Consider the following 16,910-nt stretch of genomic DNA (forward strand, 5'->3'; position numbering starts at 1 on the left):
TGTCGTCGTCGGCGTCTAGCGTGCCCAGACGTGGCGAAGGAGCAACCGGCAGCGACGACGGAGGGCGTCACGCTCACGACCGAACGGCACCGGGGGAGCGCGGAGCAGCGGCGGTGCGGCTGGTGCCGCCGCGTCCTGCCGCAGCAGGGCTCCGTCGGGCGGCCGCGGATGTACTGCGGTCAGGCCTGCCGGCAGCGCGCCTACGAGCAGCGCTCGGCCACCACCAAGGCCGGCCTGTCCGGCGACGTCGTCCTGGTGACCCGCGCCGAGCTGGACGGGCTGCAGGACCGCCTCTACCAGCTGCGCTGCGCCTTGGAGGACGTGCAGACGCTGCTCGAGGACCAGCCGACCAAGGCCGAGCTCGAGCGGTCGCTGGCCGACCTCGTGCGGTCCACCGGCCGGCTCGATAGGCTCTGGGTCTCCGAGCGCGCCGGCTAGTCGGACCGTCAGTCGTTGCCGACGTCGGCGCCGCTGCCGTCGTCCTCGTTCTCCTCCTGGTTGCTGTTGTCGGGCAGGTTCGAGTCGGCCGTCTCCGACGGGCCGGAGGACTCGGTCGCCCCGCCGGTCTGGTCGCCGCTGTCGTCGGTCGTGCCGTCGTTGCGGTCCTGCCCGGCCGGGTCACCGCACGAGGTGAGCGTCGCGCCGCCACCGAACAGCGCCAGAGCGGTCAGCAGAGCGGCGAGCGGGCGTCGGATCTCCATGTCCCGACCGTTTCCACCGGCCACCCCGGCGAAACGACATCGACCGGGTGGCTGTCGTCCATCCGCGCACACACCCGTCGTTCCGTCACTGTGACGTTAATAGGTGCGGCCGGGGCGGTGGGGGGAGACGACCCATGCGCTCAGGCGACCGCCCCTGGCGGCAGCGTGCGGACGGTGGGGATCCACCCGGCAGTCGATCACGGGGCTCGGGCGAGTTGATCATGCAGGGGAGCCGCACCGACGGGTCGTGGCCACCGGAGCCGACGACGCCCGCTGATGCCGAAGCCGGGACCCGCCGAGCCCAGGCCGAGGCGCGGGCCCGACCCGGGCGCACCGTCCGCCGGAGGGACGACGGACATCGCACGCCGTTGCACACGGACGGTCGCCGCCGGCCACGGGAGGCGCCCGGCGAACGCGGCAGGGCCACGAGCCGCCGACATGAGACGGAGTGCGGAGTGGCCGCCGGCGACCGAAGGCGCGTCCGCGCTCCAACATCTAACGCCGATAGCGGACATTATGTCGGGTTGACTGTAGAGGACGGTCCTGCAGACTCTCCCCGCCGTCAACAGGGCCTCGAGCCGGCCCACCGTCCGTCGAGCCGCGTCTCGACGCGGCTTCACGGGCGCCAACGCGGGTCAACCCGCCTCTAATCGGCCGCCGGCGCGGGGTCGAGCCGCCCCACCGTCCGCGGCTCGGCGGCAGCCGGAGCGACTCGAGCCCCAGGGCCACGGTCGCGACCGGGACCCCGTGCGCGGCATCCGTCGTCGGCCCGGCTCCCATCCCCTGGGCCGACGACGGGTGCCGTCTTTCGTCACTGTGACGCTTCGCGGGTGGACGCCCGTCAGTGCCAGTCGCTGATCTGCACGTCCCGCGGCGCCGGCGCACCCCGACCGGTCTCGAGCAGCGACTTGAGGCTCATCAGGTACGAGCCCCACTTCGTGCTGCAGTGGTGCATGAACTCCACCGGTTCCTTCCAGCCCGCGTGCCGGAACAGGACGATGGTGTAGTCGCCGTCCTGGCGGAGGGTCCACTCGATCGTCGTCCCGATCCACTCCTCGGGACCGTCGACCACCCGCCACACCACCCGCTGCGCCGGCTGCAGCTCGACGACCTCCATGTCGAAGCCGCCGACCGGCGGGAAGCGGAAGGCGAGCGTTCCGCCGACCTGGTCGCCGGTCCCCTTCGTGTCGTCGGTCCACCAGCCGGCCAGGCCCTCGACGGTCGTCAGGGCGCCGTACACGCTCTCCGGCGTCGACGCCTCGACGCCGACCCGGTGCAGGATGTCCACCATCTCCGAAGTCCTCCGATCTCCTCAGTCCTGCTGGGTGCGCTGGATCGCCTCGGCGATCCGCTTGATCCGCTGCAGCCGGGCGTCCCAGGCCGACCCGACCGACGACAACTGCGCGACCGCGCGGGCGAGCTGGGCGTCGTCGACCCGGTAGCGCCGCTCCCGGCCCACGGCCGACGCGTGGACGAGCCCGACGCGGTCGAGGACGCCCAGGTGCTTGGCGACCGCCTGACGGGTGACCGGCAGCCGCCGGCACAGCGTGGTGGCCGTGCCCTCGCCGTCGGCGAGCAGCAGGTCGAGCATCCGGCGCCGGGTCGGGTCCCCGATCGCCGACCAGAGGTCGTCGTCGACGTCCTCGGCCACCGCGGTGCTCATCGCCGCGCCCCGACCGCGGCGGCGTAGGGCACCAGGCGCGGCAGGAAGAAATCCCAGCCGTGCACGTGCTCGCGGTACTGCTGCTCGAGCACCGCGGCCTCCCAGCCCATCTCGCGGAAGCCGGTCTCGGTCATCCGGAGCAGCGTCCCGTCGCCCTTCGGGCTGAGCGCGAAGGTGACCAGCAGGGAGTTGCCCTCCCCGGCCGCCTCGCCGGCCGGATGGGTCCAGCGGAACGAGAACAGGTCCGGCGGCCGCACGTCGACGACCGTGAACGCGGCGGCTCCACCCCCGGCCTCGGGGTCGCCGAAGACGATCTCGCCCGTCGACCCCGGGACCGGCTCGTAGTGCGCGTCGTCCGGCCACCACCGCTTGACGTGGTCGGGGCTGCTCACCACCTCGAACACGACGTCGGGCGACGCCTCGACGTAGATCTCCCGCTCGATGCTCCCGAACTCCACGACACCCTCCTGCAACTATCGGTTGCGCATCACGCTAGAGCCAGATCGCGCATGACGCAACGTTTGGTTGCACATTTCTGGGAAGCTCCGGCCGGTCCCCCCCGGACAGGCGTCCTGCGCCACACTTCCCCGACATGGCGCCGACGCCGTGCCCCCGACCCCTGGGGCGGGACGCGGAACTCGACGTCCTGACCGCGGGTCCGGACGATGGCGGCGTTCTGCTGGTCACCGGGGAGGCCGGCATCGGCAAGAGCCGCCTGGTCGCGGAACTGGGCCGGCGAGCCACACCGCCGCCGGCTTCGGCCAGGTGCGCGGCGGGCGGCTCGCGCGGCACCACCTGTACTTGAACGCGCTCGACCGGCTCACGCAGCTCGGCCCGCTCCCACCGGTCCCGGCCGAGCCGGTCGCGGTCCCCGAGCCGCTGGCCGTCCCCCTCCCCCGCTGACGGCGATGAGTTCCCGGGACGGCGCCGGTCTGCACGACGACGCCGACCCGGGAGCTGCCATGACCGTCACCGCCCACCCCGTCCTCGCCACCCCCGACGTCGAGCGGCTGCGCGCGTTCTACGCCGGCCTGCTCGGCGCCGAGGTCGGCCTGCGGGTGCCCGACGAGGGCCCGGTCTTCTACCTCGGCCTGCAGGTCGACGACGTCACCCTCGGGCTGGTCGCCGACGGGGGCGTCGCCGTCGGCGAGCCCGGCCGGGTCCTGCTCAGCGTCGACGTCCCCGACGTCGACGCGCTGCACCCGCGCGTGGCCGAGCTCGGTGGCCGCGTCACCGGGAGCCCGACCGACATGCCGTGGGGTCAGCGGGTGCTGCACCTCCAGGACCCGGACGGCAACGCCGTGAACCTCACCCAGGCGATCTGATCAGCGGGCCGCCGTCGCCACCCGGAGCCCGAGCGCGACGAGCACCGTGCCGCTGACCGCCTCCACCCGGGCGCGGATCCGGGGGCGCCGGAACCAGGCGCCGGCCCGTGCCACGCCGGCGGCCAGCGCCAGGTACAGCCCGGTCTCGAGGGTGATCTGCAGCAGCCCGAGCAGCGCGGTCGTGGTGAACACCGGCCCGTCGGCCGGCACGAACTGCGGGTAGAACGCGATCATGAAGACGGCGGCCTTCGGGTTGGCCAGCTGGACGACGACACCCTCGGCGAACGCGCCCCACCACCGCCCCCGCGAGACGGGCTCGGCCGGCGCGGCCGCGGCGGCGCCGTCGCCCCGGCGCTCCCGCCAGGCGGTGCGCAGCGCCTTGACCCCGAGGTAGAGCAGCACCGCCGCGCCGACCACGCGCAGCACCAGGAACGCCACCTCCGACGCGGCGACGAGGGTGGCGAAGCCGGCGCCGGCGAACAGCGCCCAGACGTAGAGGCCGGCCTCCAGCCCGAGCACGGTGGGCACCGCGCCGCGCAGCCCGCGCAGCGCGGCCCGCCGGAAGATCAGCGCCATCGCCGGGCCGGGCGAGGCGGAGATGAGGAGCACCGCGAGCACGAAGGCCGGCAGCGAGGCGAGCACGTCCACGCCACCGGATGGTGGCAGTCCCGCTCCCGGAGGGCTACGGCGTTTCCCTGCTGGCAGAATGCCCGGCGGGGCGGGTTGCAGGACGTGACCGGCCCGGAACGGGCCCTGCGACCGGCGCTCGGCGGCCGCGGAGAGAGGTGGCAGGGCGCATGGACGACCCGCTCTTCCGCAACGGCGGCGAGCTGGGCCGTGCCATGGCCGAGAAGGACTGGAGCGCGACCGCCGTCGGCGCCCCCGACACCTGGCCCGCCGGCCTGCGCAACATGGTCCGGATCGTCCTGACCTCGCGCTTCTCCATGTGGGCCGCGTGGGGCGACCAGCTCACCACCTTCTACAACGACGCCTACTGGCGCGACACCCTGCAGGCCAAGCACCCGTGGGCGCTCGGCCGGCCGGCCGCCGAGATGTGGGCCGAGATCTGGGCCGACATCGGCCCGCGCATCCGCTCGGTGCTCGACACCGGGACCGCCACCTGGGACGAGGACCTGCTGCTGTTCCTCGAGCGCAGCGGCTACCGCGAGGAGACGTACCACACGTTCTCCTACAGCCCGCTCGACGGCGACGACGGCCGGGTCGAGGGCATGCTCTGCGTGGTCGTCGAGACCACCGAGCGGGTGCTCGGCGAGCGCCGCATGGGCACCCTGCGCGACCTCGGCACCGCGGTGGCCGGCGCCCGCACCGAGCAGGACGTCCTCGCCGCGGTCGGCCGCGAGCTCGGCCGCAACCTCGCCGACCTGCCCTTCGGCCTGGTGTACCTCGTCGACGACACGGGGACCGCACGGCTGGGCACCGCCTCGGGGATCGAGCCCGGTTCCCCCGCCGCGCCGCTCGTGCTGGAGCCCGGCGAGGCCGACCCCGCCTGGCCGCTCGAGCGCCTGCTCGCCGGCGAGGAGGTGCTGGTCGAGGGGCTGGGCGAGCGCTTCGCCGACCTGCCGACCGGGGCCTGGCAGCAGGCACCGCAGGCCGCGGTCGTCGTCCCGCTGACGTCGTCGGCCCAGGACCACGGGCCGGGCGCCGGGTTCCTCGTCGTCGGCCTCAACCCGCACCGGGCCTTCGACGAGACCTGCCGCGGGTTCGTCGAGCTGGTCGCCAGCCAGATCTCCTCGGCGCTGGTCAACGCCGGCAGCTACGAGGCCGAGCGCCGCCGGGCGGAGGCGCTGGCCGAGCTCGACCGCGCCAAGACCGACTTCTTCTCCAACGTCAGCCACGAGTTCCGCACGCCGCTCACGCTGATCAGCGGCCCGCTGGCCGAGCTCAAGGACTCCCCCGCGCTGGCCGGCGACGCCCGCGCGCGGGCCGAGCTCGAGGTCGTCGAGCGCAACGCCCAGCGCCTGGGCAAGCTGGTCAACACCCTGCTCGACTTCTCCCGGCTGCAGGCCGGGCGCATCCAGGCCCGCTTCGAGCCGGTCGACCTCGCCGCCACCACCGCGGAGCTGGCCAGCGTCTTCCGGTCCGCGGTGGAACGCGCCGGGCTCGAGTTCACCGTCGACTGCCCGCCGCTGGACCGGGCGGTGCACGTCGACCGGGACATGTGGGAGAAGGTCGTCCTCAACCTGCTGTCCAACGCGGTCAAGTTCACCTTCGAGGGCGGCATCACCGTCCGGCTGCGGCAGGAGAGCGGCACCGCCGTCCTCACGGTCGCCGACACCGGCACCGGCGTGCCGGCCGACGAGCTGCCCCGGCTCTTCGAGCGCTTCCACCGCGTGGAGCGGGCCCGGTCGCGCTCCGGCGAGGGCAGCGGCATCGGCCTGGCCATGGTCCGCGAGCTGGTCGGGCTGCACGGGGGCACGATCACCGCCGACAGCGAACCCGACGTCGGCACCACGTTCACCGTCACCGTCCCCCTCGGTTCGGCGCACCTGCCGGCCGAGCAGGTGGCGCACGAGGCGGCCGGCACCGGTGTCTCGGCCGCCGCCGTCCCCTTCGTCACCGAGGCCCTGCGCTGGCTGCCCGGCGCCGGGGACGGCGGACCGGCGGCGATCCCGGTGGCCGACCCCACCGACGCCGACCCGCTGGCCCGCGCGGCCGGCCGCGTGCTGGTGGCCGACGACAACGCCGACATGCGCGAGTACGTGCACCGCCTGCTGGCGCCCCGCTACGCCGTCGACGTCGTCTCCGACGGGCAGGCCGCGCTCGAGGCGGCCCTCGCCTCCCCGCCGGACCTGGTGGTCAGCGACGTCATGATGCCGCGGCTCGACGGCCTCGGGCTGCTGGCCGCCCTGCGCGCCGACGCGCGCACCGCGCGGGTGCCGGTGGTGCTGCTGTCGGCGCGTGCCGGCCAGGAGGCCGCGGTCGAGGGGCTGGCGGCCGGCGCCGACGACTACCTGGTCAAGCCCTTCTCCGCGCGCGAGCTCATCGCCCGGGTGGGCGCCCACCTGGAGCTGGGCCGGGTCCGGCGCGACGCGGAGGAGCGGTTCCACGCCATGGCCGACCTCGCCCCGGCGCTCATCTGGGTCGCCGACACCGCGGGCCGGCGGGTCTTCCTCAACGCCGGCTGGCGCGAGTTCACCGGCGCCACCGGCGGCGAGGACCTCGCCGACCGGTGGCGGGAGCGGCTGCACCCCGAGGACCGCGACCGGTACGTGGCGGCGGTCGACGCCGCCGTCACCGGGCACCGGCCCTGGGAGGTCGAGTACCGGCTGCAGCGGGCCGACGGCGCCTACCACTGGATGCTCGAGCGGGCCGTGCCCCTCGGCGGCGGGGCCGGCTTCGTCGGCAGCTGCACCGACATCAACGCCCGCTACCGCGAGAGCCAGCGGCAGACCCTGCTCGCCGAGGTCGGGGCCGCGCTCGACCGCGCCGGCGGCATGGAGGAGCAGCTGGGCTCGCTCGCCCGGCTGGTGGTCACCACCCGGCTCGCCGACGCGTGCGACGTGCGCCGGGTCGACGACGACGGCCGGCTGCAGCGGGTCACCGCGGCCGCCCTGGACCCCGCCACCGAGGAGGCGCTGGCCGCCTACCCCGCCGAGACGGTGATGACCCGCCAGGCCGTCGAGACCGGCCGCACGGTGGCCCGCCCGGGGCAGCCCGACGTCCCCGTGATCCCCTCCCGGGACGCCGGCCCGGGAGAGCTCCGCCGCCGGCTGGAGGCCAACTCGGCGCTCGTCGTCCCGCTGGTGGTCCGCGGCCGGGTGCTGGCGGTGCTGGGTCTGGGCCGCCGACCCGAGTCGCCGGGCTTCAACGCCGACGACCGGGAGCTCGTGGAGGAGATCGCCGGCCGGGCGGCCCTGGCCATCGACAACGCCCTGCTGCTGGCCGAGGAGCGGGCCAGCGCCCAGCGGCTGGCCCTCCTGCAGCGTGCGACCGCGGCGCTGTCGGCCGCCACCACCCCGACCGTCGTCGCGCGCACCGCGTCCGCGCACGTGGCCGAACTGCTGGGCGACGGTTGCGACGTCGGCGTCTACGAGGTCGACGAGTCGCATCGGGTGCTGGTCAACCTGACCGTCGAAGGGTCAGGCCCCGACGGCCCGCAGCCGTGGCTCACCGTCCCGCTGTCGACGACCCGCCCGCTCACCACCGCCGTGCACGAGCGGCGGGCGCAGTGGTTCGAGGACTTCGAGAAGTGGGCGGCCCGCCACCCCGACCAGCACCCCGACATGGTCGCCAACATGCGCGCGCTGGGCCTCGAGGGTGGCGTCGCCCTCCCCCTCGTCGCCGGAGGCTCGGTCGTAGGAGTGCTCGCGACGGGCTTTCCCCGGTCCCGCCGGCTCACGGGCACCGAACGGTCGACGCTGCTCGCGCTGGCCGAGCAGTGCGCCCAGGCGCTCGACCGGGCCCGCCTCTACCGCGGCCAGCAGCGCATCGCCGAGACGCTGCAGCGCAACCTGCTCCCCGAGGGCCTGCCAGATCTCCGGCGGCTGGCGCTGGCCGCGCGCTACCTGCCCGGCGCCGAGGGCACCCAGGCCGGCGGCGACTGGTACGACGTCGTGGAGCTCGACGGCGACTGCGTCGCCTTCGCCGTGGGCGACGTCGTCGGCCAGGGCCCCGCCGCGGCCGCCGTCATGGGGCAGCTGCGCAGTGCGCTGTCCTCGGCGCTGCTCGCCGGCAACGGCCCCGCCGAGGCGCTGGAGCTGCTCGACCGCTTCGCCACCCGGCTGCCCGGCGCCACCGCCTCCAGCGCGCTGTGCCTCGTCATCGACCCGACGGGCGAGACCATCCGGTGGGCCCGCGCGGGCCACCCCCCTCCCCTGCTGGTGTCCGGGGGCGCGATCCGCTACCTCGACGACGCCGGCGGCGGCACCGTGCTGGGCGTCCCCGGCCGGCCGCGCTACACCGAGGGCGTCGCGCGCGTCGAGGCCGGCGACCTGCTGCTGCTGTTCACCGACGGGCTGGTGGAGCGGCGGGACGAGACCCTCGACGCCGGGCTGGCGCGCCTGGCCGCCGCGGTGCTCCGGCACGCCGCCGAGCCGCCCGAGCAGCTGGCCACCCTGCTGCTCGACGACGTCCTGGCCGACACCGACCAGCCCGACGACGTGGCGCTGGTCGCCGCCCGGCTGGTGCCGGCGCCGCTGGAGGCGCGGCTGCCGGCCGATCCCGCCCGGCTGGCCCGCGTCCGCCGCGCCGTCCAGGTGTGGGCCGGGGAGGCCGGGCTGTCCGAGGACACCACCGAGGACCTGCAGCTCGCCCTGGGCGAGGCGCTGGCCAACGCCGTCGAGCACGCCTACCGCGACGCCGTCCCCGGGGAGTGCGCGTACCGGGTGGCCTGGGCGCCCGGTGGCGCGGTCGACGTCCGGGTGCAGGACTTCGGCACCTGGCGGCCGGTGCCCGACGACCCGGGCTTCCGGGGGCGCGGCCTGCTGCTGATCCGCCGGCTCGCCGACGACGTCGTCGTCGAGCCCACCCCCGGCGGCGGGACGACGGTTCGCTTCCGGATCCGCTCGCGGACGGCGGCGGGTCCGGCGATCCCTGCGCCCCGCGCCGTCCCCACGGGCGGCTCCGACCTGCTGCGGGTCGTCGTCTCCGCCGACGGCGGCACGATCGCGCTGGCCGGCGAGCTCGACCTGGCCACCGCCGAGACGGCCACCGCCGACCTGCTCGCCGCCGTCGACGGCCGGGCCGGCGAGCTGGTCCTGGACCTCCGGGACGTCACCTACCTGGCCAGCGCGGGCGTCGGCCTCGTGCTGGCGGCCGCCGGCCGCGCCCGGAGCGGCGGCGGGTCGTTGCGCGTCGTCGTCCGCGCGGGCAGCGCACCCGCCCGGATCCTCGAGCTGGCCGGCCTCGAGGAGCTCGTGGCTCCCGCCGGGGACGCCTCGGGCGTGACCCGCTAGCTCCCGGAGGGCCGCGGTCCTCCGCGGGCCTTCCGCCGCCGCACGCGGACCCGAGCGTCCTGCCGTGGGCGCACAGGATCTCCTGGGAGGCTTCCACTCCGTGGACCTCCTGCGCCGGTTCTGGGACCGCGTCACCGCCGTCGTCCCCGACCCGGCGCCGGAGGTGCTGTACGGCACCGCGGCGGCCGCCGCCCTGCTGGTCCTCTCCCCCACCCTCTGGCGGATCACCCGGCACGCCGTGACCATCGCCCACGAGGGCGCGCACGGCGTGGTGGCGCTGGCCGCGGGACGCCGGTTGTCGGGGATCCGCCTGCACTCCGACACCTCGGGCCTGACCGTCTCCTCCGGCCGGCCGACCGGGCTCGGCATGGTGCTCACCCTCGCCGCCGGCTACACCGGGCCCGGGCTGTTCGGGCTCGGCGCGGCCGCGCTGCTGGCCGCCGGGCACGCCGTCGGGCTGCTGTGGGCGCTGCTGCTCCTGCTCGCCCTCCTGCTGCTGCAGATCCGCAACTGGTACGGCCTGTGGTCGGTGCTGGTCACCGGCGTCGTCGTCTTCGCCGCCACGTGGTGGCTCCCCCCGGAGGGCCAGGCCGCCTTCGCCGCCGTCGGCACCTGGTTCCTGCTGCTGGCCGCCCCGAAGACCGTGCTCGAGCTGCAGCGCTCCCGGCGCCGCCGCCGCGCGCCGGACTCCGACGCCGACCAGCTGGCCCGGCTGACCCGCCTGCCGGCCGCCGTGTGGGTCGGCCTGTTCCTCCTCGTCGACCTCGGCGCCCTGGTCCTTGCCGCGTGGTGGCTCGTCCACGGCTGAGGCCGCACATGTGTTGGGGATAACGGTCGAACCGGGAGCGTGGGCGACGTCCCCGAGCACTCCCACGGCCCCGTCCCGGTCCCCGAGCGTGCGAGGGGGCTCCTTCAGTCGGCGCGGGTGCGGTTGCGCCGGCGCGGCTCGGCGCCCTTCGGCTGGCGGGCCGGCTCCACCTGCGGCGGCGGCGGGATCTCCAGCACCAGGTCCTCGTGGTCGACGGTGACCTGCCGGCCGTGGTGGCGGATGTCCATCGGCTCGCCGTCGCGCAGCCGGTAGGTGGCCCGCTGCTTCTCCACGGTCACCGACAGGCAGCGGCCCTGGTAGACGACGCGGAAGCGCAGCCGCTCGATGCGCTCGGGCAGCCGCGGGGAGAACTGCAGCTCTCCCGAGTGGTCGCGCATGCCGCCGAAGCCGGCCACCGCCACCGTCCACCCGCCGGCCAGCGAGGCGATGTGCAGCCCGTGCCCGGAGTTGTGGTGCAGGTTCTGCAGGTCGGTCAGCGCCGCCTCGCCCCAGTAGTCGTGGGCCAGCTGCAGGTGCCCCGTCTCCGCGGCGACGACGGCCTGCTGCGCCGCCGACAGCGACGAGTCGCGGACGGTCCGCGCCTCGTAGTAGGCGAAGTCGGCGATCTTCTCGTCCAGCGTGAAGGCGTCCCCGCGCAGGTGCAGCGCCATCACCAGGTCGGCCTGCTTGATCACCTGCTTGCGGTAGATGTCGTAGTACGGGAAGTGCAGCAGCAGCGGGTACTTCTCCGGCGGCGTCCCGTCGAAGTCCCACTCCTCGTGGTGGGTGAAGGCGTCGGACTGCATGTGCACGCCGCGCTGGGTGTCGTACGGCACCGCCATGAGGTCGGCGGCCCGCGTCCAGGTCTGCAGCTCCGCGTCGCTGACGTCGAGCCGCCCGGCGACGTCGGGCTGGCGCTTGACCGCCTTGACCGCCTCGCGCAGGTTCCGCTGCGCCATCAGGTTCGTGTAGACGTTGTTGTCCACGACCGCGGTGTACTCGTCGGGGCCGGTCACGCCGTCGATGCGGAACCCGTGCTCCTTGTCGAAGTGGCCCAGCGACGCCCACAGCCGGGCGGTCTCGATCAGCAGCTCGGCGCCGAAGTCGCGGTCGAAGTCCTCGTCGAGCGTCGCGTGCCAGTACCGGACGACGGCGTCGGCGATGTCGGCGTTGATGTGGAAGGCCGCCGTCCCGGCCGGCCAGTACCCCGACGTCTCCTCGCCGCGGATGGTCCGCCACGGGAACGCCGCCCCCTGCAGGCCGAGGACCCGGGCCCGCTCGCGGGCCTTCTCCAGGGTCGAGTGCCGCCAGCGCAGCGCGTCGCGGGCCGCGCCCGGCGCGGTGTAGGTGAGCACCGGGAGCACGTAGGTCTCGGTGTCCCAGAAGGTGTGCCCGTCGTAGCCCGGGCCGGTGAGCCCCTTGGCCGGGATCGGCTGCCGCTCGGCGCGCAGACCGGCCTGCAGGACGTGGAACATGCCCACGCGCACGGCCTGCTGCAGCTCGTCGTCGCCGACGATCTCCACGTCGGCCTCGTCCCAGTGCTGGTCGAGCAGCTCGCGCTGCTCGCGCAGCAGCCGTTCCCAGCCGGCCAGCCGGGCGGTGGCCAGCGCGGCCTCCACCTGGTCGCGCAGGGCCGCGCCGGACCGGCGCGAGGACCAGCCGTAGGCCAGGTACTTCACGATCCGCAGCGAGCTGCCCTGCGGCAGCCGTGCGGCGAGGGTGTACCGGGCCAGGTCGCCGTTGGCCTCGATGTCCTCGGTGCTGGTGTCGGGCACCTCGACGACGTGCTCCATGCCGGCCGCCAGCCGCAGCCGGCTGCGGTGCGTCCGGTGCACCAGGACGGCGCGGCGCCCCCGGCCCACCGACAGCTCGGACACCAGCGGCTTGGCCAGCGCCGCGGCCGCGCGGGGGTCGTCGCTCTCGGCGGTGCCCACCTCCTCGTTGGCCAGCAGGTCGGACTGCAGCGCCACGTAGAGGTCGCCGAGCTCGTCGGTGACCTCCACCTGGTACTCGATGGCGGCGATGGAGCGGCGGACCAGCGACACCAGCCGGGTGCTGGTCACCCGCACGGTGCGGCCGCTGGGCGCCCGCCACTCGGTGAGCCGGCGCAGCACGCCGGCCCGCAGGTCGAGGGTCCGCCGGTGCTCGATGATCTCGCCGTAGTTGAGGTCGAGCGGCGAGTCGCGGACCAGCAGCCGGATCAGCTTGCCGTCGGTGACGTTGACGACGGTCTGCCCCTGCTCGGGGTAGCCATAGCCGGCCTCGGCGTACGGCAGCGGCCGCTCCTCGTAGAAGCCGTTGAGGTACGTGCCGGGGACGACGACCGGCTCGCCCTCCTCGAACGACCCCCGCATGCCGATGTGCCCGTTGGCCAGCGCGAAGACCGACTCGTGCACGCCCAGCGACCCGTGGTCGAGACCGACCTCGGTCAGCGCCCACGGCTCGATCGGGAAGCTCGCCCGCCCCTCCGTCATCCCCGCTCCTCCAGCAGCTCCTCGAGGTCCTGCACGACGACGTCGGCACCGTGCTCGGCCAGCTGGTCGGCCTGGCCCACCCGGTCGACGCCCACCACGAAGCCGAAGTCCCCCGCCCGGCCGGCCTCCACACCGGCGAGGGCGTCCTCGAACACCACCGCCTGCGCCGGCTCCACGCCCAGCGCCCGCGCGCCGGCGAGGAAGGTGTCGGCGTACGGCTTGCCGCGCAGGCCGTCGCGGGCGGCGACCACGCCGTCCACCCGGGTGTCGATGAGGTCGGCGAACCCGCCGGCGGCGATCACCTGCGCGCCGTTGGCCGAGGCGGTCACCACGGCGGTGGCCAGCCCGGCGTCCTTGACCGCCCGCAGGTAGCGCACCGAGCCGGGATACACCTCCACGCCGTGCTCTTCCAGCTCCTGGAGCACGGCGTCGTTCTTCCGGGTGGCGATGGACTGCACCGTGCCGGCCTCCCACGGGTCGCCGGGGCTGCCCTCGGGCAGCACGATGCCCCGGCTCTCCAGGAAGCGGCGGACGCCGTCGGCCCGCTGCCGGCCGTCGACGTAGCGGTTGTAGTCGAGCTGGGTGAACTCCGGCGCCCCGGGTTCCCGCTCGTGGAGGAACGCGTCGAAGGTGCGCTTCCAGGCGGCGAAGTGCACCGTCGCCGTCCGGGTCAGGACGCCGTCGAGGTCGAAGAGGCACGCGCGGACCGAGTCCGGGAGACCGAGCACGCTGCGACGCTACCGAGGAAAGGTCTCGGCCGGACTGTCGATCCTGCCGATCTCGCACGTCGAGGAGGTGTTCGGCCGGACGGACCGGCCGATCGCCCCTGCGAAGGAGACCGCCATGCCGCAGTACCTCTTCCTGCTCTACGGCGACGAGTCGCGCTGGGCCGCGCCGACCGACGAGGAGATCGCCGCCGAGATGGCCCGGCACGGGGCCTTCGCCGAGGCGGTCGCCGCCGCCGGGGCGCAGATCCTGGGCGGCAGCGCGCTGCGGTCGACGCAGACCGCCTCCACCCTGCGCCGGGACGCCGTCGACGCCGAGCCGCTGCTCACCGACGGCCCCTTCGCCGAGACGAAGGAGGCCCTCGGCGGCTACTACCTGGTGGAGGCGCGCGACCTCGACCAGGCGCTCGAGCTGGCGCGGGTGTGCCCGGTCGGCCGCGGCGGGGTCGAGGTGCGCCCGATCTGGCAGTTCGGGTCGTGACCGCCGGCGGGGACGCCGTCGGGCCGGCGCTGGAGGAGGCGCACCGGGCGCAGTGGCCGGTGCTGGTGGCGACGACGGTGCGCCTGCTGCGCGACCTCGACGCCGCCGAGGAGTGCGTCCAGGACGCCTTCGCCTCCGCCCTGCGCACCTGGCGCGCCGACGGCGTCCCCGCCAATCCCGCCGCCTGGCTGACCACCGCCACCCGCAACCGGGCGACCGACCGGCTGCGCCGGCTGGCCACCGAGCGGCGGGCGCTGCCCGCGCTCGTCGGCGAGGCGGAGCGGCTGACCCGCGACGGGCTGCCGGCGACCCCGGCCGACGACGCCGCCGACGAGGGCGCCGACCTGCTGCGGCTGGTGCTGCTCTGCGCCCACCCCGCCCTCTCCCCCGAGGCACGGCTGGCGCTCACCCTGCGCGCGGTCTGCGGCGTGCCGACCGCGCAGATCGCCCGCGTGATGCTCACCTCCGAGCCGACCACCGCGGCCCGCCTCACCCGGGCGAAGAAGAAGATCGCCGCCGCCGGCATCCCGCTGCGGCTGCCGGCGACCGCGGAGCGCCACGGCCGGGTCGCCGGGGCCCTCGACGTCGCCCACCTGGTGCTCACCTGCGCGCACGAGTCCCCGGGGGCCGACGACGGGCTGACCGCCCGGGCCCTGCTGCTCGCGCGGGCGCTGGTCGACCTCGCGCCCGAGGAGACCGAGGCGCGCGGGCTGCTGGCGCTGGCCCTGCTCACCGGGGCGCGCAGCGCCGCCCGCCGCGGGCCGGACGGGTCGGTGGTCCTGCTGGCCGACCAGGACCGGTCGCGGTGGGACGGCGCGGCGATCGCCGAGGGGCTGGCCCTGGTGCGCTCCCTCATGCCCCACCCGGCCGGGCGCTTCACCCTCCAGGCCGCGATCGCCGCCGAGCACGCCCGCGCGGCCGACGCCGCGACCACCGACTGGCCGCAGGTGCTGCGGCTCTACGACGCCCTGCTGGCCGAGTGGCCGACGCCCGTGGTGGCGCTCAACCGGGCCGTGGCGGTGGCGGAGGTGGACGGGCCGGCGGCCGGGCTGCGGGCCGTCGCGGCGGTCGCCGACGACCCGGCGCTGGCCCGCTACCCGTGGCTGCCGGCCGCGCGGGCCGACCTGCGCCGGCGCGCCGGTGACGAGGCGGGCGCGGTGGCCGACTACCGGCACGCGCTGTTCCTGGCCGCCGATCCGGCCGACCGCGCGTTCCTGCACGGCCGCCTGCTCGAACTGGCTGGTCGAGCAGGCGGCCACGCCGGTGCCTAGGGTCGCGGTCGAGGGACGGCGCCGCCGTCCGCCCGAGACCGAGGGAGCTGCTCATGGCCGACCGTCCCGTGCCGCCGAACCCGTACGACTTCCTGCCCCAGGTGCCGAGCTTCACGGTGACCAGCACCGACTGCTCCGACGGCGCACCGCTCGCGCAGCCGCACGTCAGCGGGGTGATGGGCGCCGGCGGTGCGGACCGCTCGCCGCAGCTGTCCTGGTCGGGCTTCCCCGAGGGCACGCGGAGCTTCGCGGTCACCGTCTACGACCCGGACGCCCCCACGGGCAGCGGCTTCTGGCACTGGGCGGTGGCGAACATCCCGGCGTCGGTGACCGAGCTGCCCAGCGGCGCGGGCGACAAGGACTCGCCGCGGCTGCCCGAGGGGGCGGTGCAGCTGCGCAACGACGGCGGCTTCGCCGGCTATGTGGGCGCCGCTCCCCCGTCGGGCCACGGGCCGCACCGGTACTTCGTCGTCGTCCACGCGGTGGACACCGACCGGCTGGACGTCGGCCCGGACACGACCCCGGCCGTGCTCGGCTTCAACCTGTTCTCCCACACGCTGGCCCGCGCCACCCTGGTCGCCACCTACGAGGAGGGCTGAGGACCGTGCTCCGTCGCGATCGAGCCCGCGGGCGCGATCGCGACGGAGCACGGGGTCAGGAGGCGGTGTCGGGGGGTTCGGCGACGCCCGTCGTGGCGAGGCGGGCGAAGCCGACCCGCTCGTAGACCCGGGCGACGTCGTCGTCGCCGGCGGTGAGGAAGACCAGGTCGGCGGTCTCGCGGGCGTGCGCCGTGAGCGCCGAGGCGAGCGCGGCGCCCAGCCCCCGGGCGCGCAGCCGGGGCAGCGTGGCCACCCCGACGATCTCCGACACCTCGGCGCCGTCGACGTCGACCGGCTGGTGCGAGCCGACGGCGACCGGCTCGTCGTCCTCGACGGCGACCATCATCACCGTGCGGCCGGCGGCGATCCGCTCGCGCAGCACCGCCGTGCGGGCCTCGGCCTCCGGCGAGGTGTCCAGCGGCCCCTCGTCGACGTCCCGGCGCCCGCCGGGGTGGGCGAAGGCGACCTGGGCGACCCGTTCGTAGCGGGGCAGCTCGGGGTCCTCGGCGCCCACCAGGTAGAGCCGGACGCCGTGCGGCAGCAGCAGCTCCACCGGCTCGTCGGCGACCAGCAGCGGCAGCTCGTCGACGGCCAGGCCCGCCTGCCGGGCCACCGCGGCCAGCTCCGGCGAGCGCTCGCCGGTCCACTCGAGGCCCACCGGCAGGCCGCTGCCCTCCTGCAGGACGACGGCGGCGGCGACGTCGTTGGGGGTCACCTTGCCGGCGCCGGCGCGCGGCCGGGCCGGGTAGGGCCAGGCGGGGTCACCGATCGGCACGTCGAGCGCGCCGACCGCCTCGATCCGCGCGTCGAGCAGCGGCGCGGCGGCGAAGTAGCGCTCGATGCAGTCGAGCAGCCCGCGCGAAGTCGGCACACCGGCACAGTAGACGCAGCTCCGCCCGGGTCTGCCGGTTCCAGCCGATCGGCCGTCCCCGCCCACCCGGCCGGGTG

At 75.6% G+C, this 16,910-nt stretch carries 15 protein-coding genes; 7 read left to right on the forward strand and 8 right to left on the reverse strand.

Features of this window, described 5'->3' with window-relative positions; translation table 11 throughout:
* Positions 1 to 30 precede the first annotated feature (30 nt).
* Positions 31 to 438 carry a hypothetical protein gene (locus ACI797_RS07090; protein ID WP_456857897.1) on the forward strand — a complete coding sequence of 136 codons (408 nt, stop codon included), beginning with the start codon at positions 31 to 33 and terminating at the stop codon, positions 436 to 438.
* An 8-nt stretch (positions 439 to 446) separates the two neighbouring features.
* On the opposite strand, the gene ACI797_RS07095 is transcribed toward ACI797_RS07090, so the two are convergent.
* From ACI797_RS07095 to ACI797_RS07110, 4 genes are all read right to left on the reverse strand, one after another.
* Complete coding sequence (locus ACI797_RS07095) at positions 447 to 701, reverse strand: hypothetical protein (protein ID WP_456542846.1); 255 nt, start codon at positions 699 to 701, stop codon at positions 447 to 449.
* An 841-nt stretch (positions 702 to 1,542) separates the two neighbouring features.
* The gene (locus tag ACI797_RS07100) at positions 1,543 to 1,992 is read right to left on the reverse strand and encodes an SRPBCC family protein (protein ID WP_456857898.1); all 450 of its coding nucleotides are present in this window, start codon (positions 1,990 to 1,992) and stop codon (positions 1,543 to 1,545) included.
* A 21-nt stretch (positions 1,993 to 2,013) separates the two neighbouring features.
* Positions 2,014 to 2,364 (reverse strand): ArsR/SmtB family transcription factor, encoded by a 351-nt coding sequence (locus ACI797_RS07105; protein WP_456857899.1) that lies wholly within the window; start codon positions 2,362 to 2,364, stop codon positions 2,014 to 2,016.
* Positions 2,361 to 2,822 (reverse strand): SRPBCC family protein, encoded by a 462-nt coding sequence (locus ACI797_RS07110; RefSeq protein WP_456857900.1) that lies wholly within the window; start codon positions 2,820 to 2,822, stop codon positions 2,361 to 2,363. Before ACI797_RS07110 ends, ACI797_RS07105 begins: the two co-directional genes overlap by 4 nt.
* 450 nt (positions 2,823 to 3,272) lie before the next feature.
* Between ACI797_RS07110 and ACI797_RS07115 the strand changes: the two genes are divergently transcribed.
* Positions 3,273 to 3,689: a VOC family protein gene (locus ACI797_RS07115; RefSeq protein WP_456857901.1), complete on the forward strand. Its 417-nt coding sequence runs from the start codon at positions 3,273 to 3,275 to the stop codon at positions 3,687 to 3,689.
* Here the strand turns inward: ACI797_RS07115 and ACI797_RS07120 are convergent, their stop codons facing one another.
* A complete protein-coding gene (locus ACI797_RS07120) occupies positions 3,690 to 4,337 on the reverse strand; it encodes a LysE family translocator (RefSeq protein ID WP_456857902.1) in 648 nt (215 codons plus the stop codon).
* A gap of 149 nt (positions 4,338 to 4,486) precedes the next feature.
* Here ACI797_RS07120 and ACI797_RS07125 point away from each other — a divergent pair, with 149 nt between their 5' ends.
* Together ACI797_RS07125 and ACI797_RS07130 are read left to right on the forward strand one after the other, a co-directional pair.
* Positions 4,487 to 9,604 (forward strand): SpoIIE family protein phosphatase, encoded by a 5,118-nt coding sequence (locus ACI797_RS07125; protein WP_456857903.1) that lies wholly within the window; start codon positions 4,487 to 4,489, stop codon positions 9,602 to 9,604.
* A 64-nt stretch (positions 9,605 to 9,668) separates the two neighbouring features.
* Entirely contained in the window at positions 9,669 to 10,412 is a 744-nt protein-coding gene (locus tag ACI797_RS07130; protein ID WP_456857904.1) for a M50 family metallopeptidase, read from the forward strand.
* A gap of 104 nt (positions 10,413 to 10,516) precedes the next feature.
* Here ACI797_RS07130 and ACI797_RS07135 read toward each other — a convergent pair whose 3' ends face one another.
* Both ACI797_RS07135 and ACI797_RS07140 read right to left on the reverse strand, forming a co-directional pair.
* Positions 10,517 to 12,886, reverse strand: coding sequence for a glycoside hydrolase family 65 protein (locus ACI797_RS07135; RefSeq protein WP_456857905.1), 2,370 nt, complete (start codon positions 12,884 to 12,886; stop codon positions 10,517 to 10,519).
* Positions 12,883 to 13,614: an HAD family hydrolase gene (locus tag ACI797_RS07140; protein ID WP_456857907.1), complete on the reverse strand. Its 732-nt coding sequence runs from the start codon at positions 13,612 to 13,614 to the stop codon at positions 12,883 to 12,885. The genes ACI797_RS07135 and ACI797_RS07140 overlap by 4 nt, the downstream gene beginning before the upstream one ends.
* Positions 13,615 to 13,729: 115 nt before the next feature.
* On the opposite strand from ACI797_RS07140, the gene ACI797_RS07145 reads away from it, so the two are divergent.
* From ACI797_RS07145 to ACI797_RS07155, 3 genes are read left to right on the forward strand one after another with little or no spacing between them, the layout of a single operon-like run.
* Positions 13,730 to 14,092 carry a YciI family protein gene (locus ACI797_RS07145; protein WP_456857908.1) on the forward strand — a complete coding sequence of 121 codons (363 nt, stop codon included), beginning with the start codon at positions 13,730 to 13,732 and terminating at the stop codon, positions 14,090 to 14,092.
* On the forward strand, positions 14,089 to 15,363 hold the full coding sequence (locus ACI797_RS07150; protein WP_456857909.1) for an RNA polymerase sigma factor: 1,275 nt from the start codon (positions 14,089 to 14,091) through the stop codon (positions 15,361 to 15,363). Before ACI797_RS07145 ends, ACI797_RS07150 begins: the two co-directional genes overlap by 4 nt.
* A 53-nt stretch (positions 15,364 to 15,416) precedes the next feature.
* A complete protein-coding gene (locus ACI797_RS07155) occupies positions 15,417 to 15,962 on the forward strand; it encodes a YbhB/YbcL family Raf kinase inhibitor-like protein (RefSeq protein ID WP_456857910.1) in 546 nt (181 codons plus the stop codon).
* Between the two features lie 55 nt (positions 15,963 to 16,017).
* Here the strand turns inward: ACI797_RS07155 and ACI797_RS07160 are convergent, their stop codons facing one another.
* A complete protein-coding gene (locus tag ACI797_RS07160) occupies positions 16,018 to 16,833 on the reverse strand; it encodes a GNAT family N-acetyltransferase (RefSeq protein WP_456857911.1) in 816 nt (271 codons plus the stop codon).
* Positions 16,834 to 16,910 lie beyond the last annotated feature (77 nt).

The organism is Geodermatophilus sp. SYSU D00691, from assembly GCF_054050275.1.

Excerpts from the sequence above, each read along its gene's own strand:
- ACI797_RS07125 (WP_456857903.1), top strand. The coding sequence starts at position 4,487 with ATGGACGACCCGCTCTTCCGCAACGGCGGCGAGCTGGGCCGTGCCATG.
- ACI797_RS07135 (WP_456857905.1), bottom strand. The coding sequence starts at position 12,886 with ATGACGGAGGGGCGGGCGAGCTTCCCGATCGAGCCGTGGGCGCTGACC.
- ACI797_RS07145 (WP_456857908.1), top strand. The coding sequence starts at position 13,730 with ATGCCGCAGTACCTCTTCCTGCTCTACGGCGACGAGTCGCGCTGGGCC.
- ACI797_RS07105 (WP_456857899.1), bottom strand. The coding sequence starts at position 2,364 with ATGAGCACCGCGGTGGCCGAGGACGTCGACGACGACCTCTGGTCGGCG.
- ACI797_RS07115 (WP_456857901.1), top strand. The coding sequence starts at position 3,273 with ATGAGTTCCCGGGACGGCGCCGGTCTGCACGACGACGCCGACCCGGGA.
- ACI797_RS07095 (WP_456542846.1), bottom strand. The coding sequence starts at position 701 with ATGGAGATCCGACGCCCGCTCGCCGCTCTGCTGACCGCTCTGGCGCTG.
- ACI797_RS07100 (WP_456857898.1), bottom strand. The coding sequence starts at position 1,992 with ATGGTGGACATCCTGCACCGGGTCGGCGTCGAGGCGTCGACGCCGGAG.
- ACI797_RS07155 (WP_456857910.1), top strand. The coding sequence starts at position 15,417 with ATGGCCGACCGTCCCGTGCCGCCGAACCCGTACGACTTCCTGCCCCAG.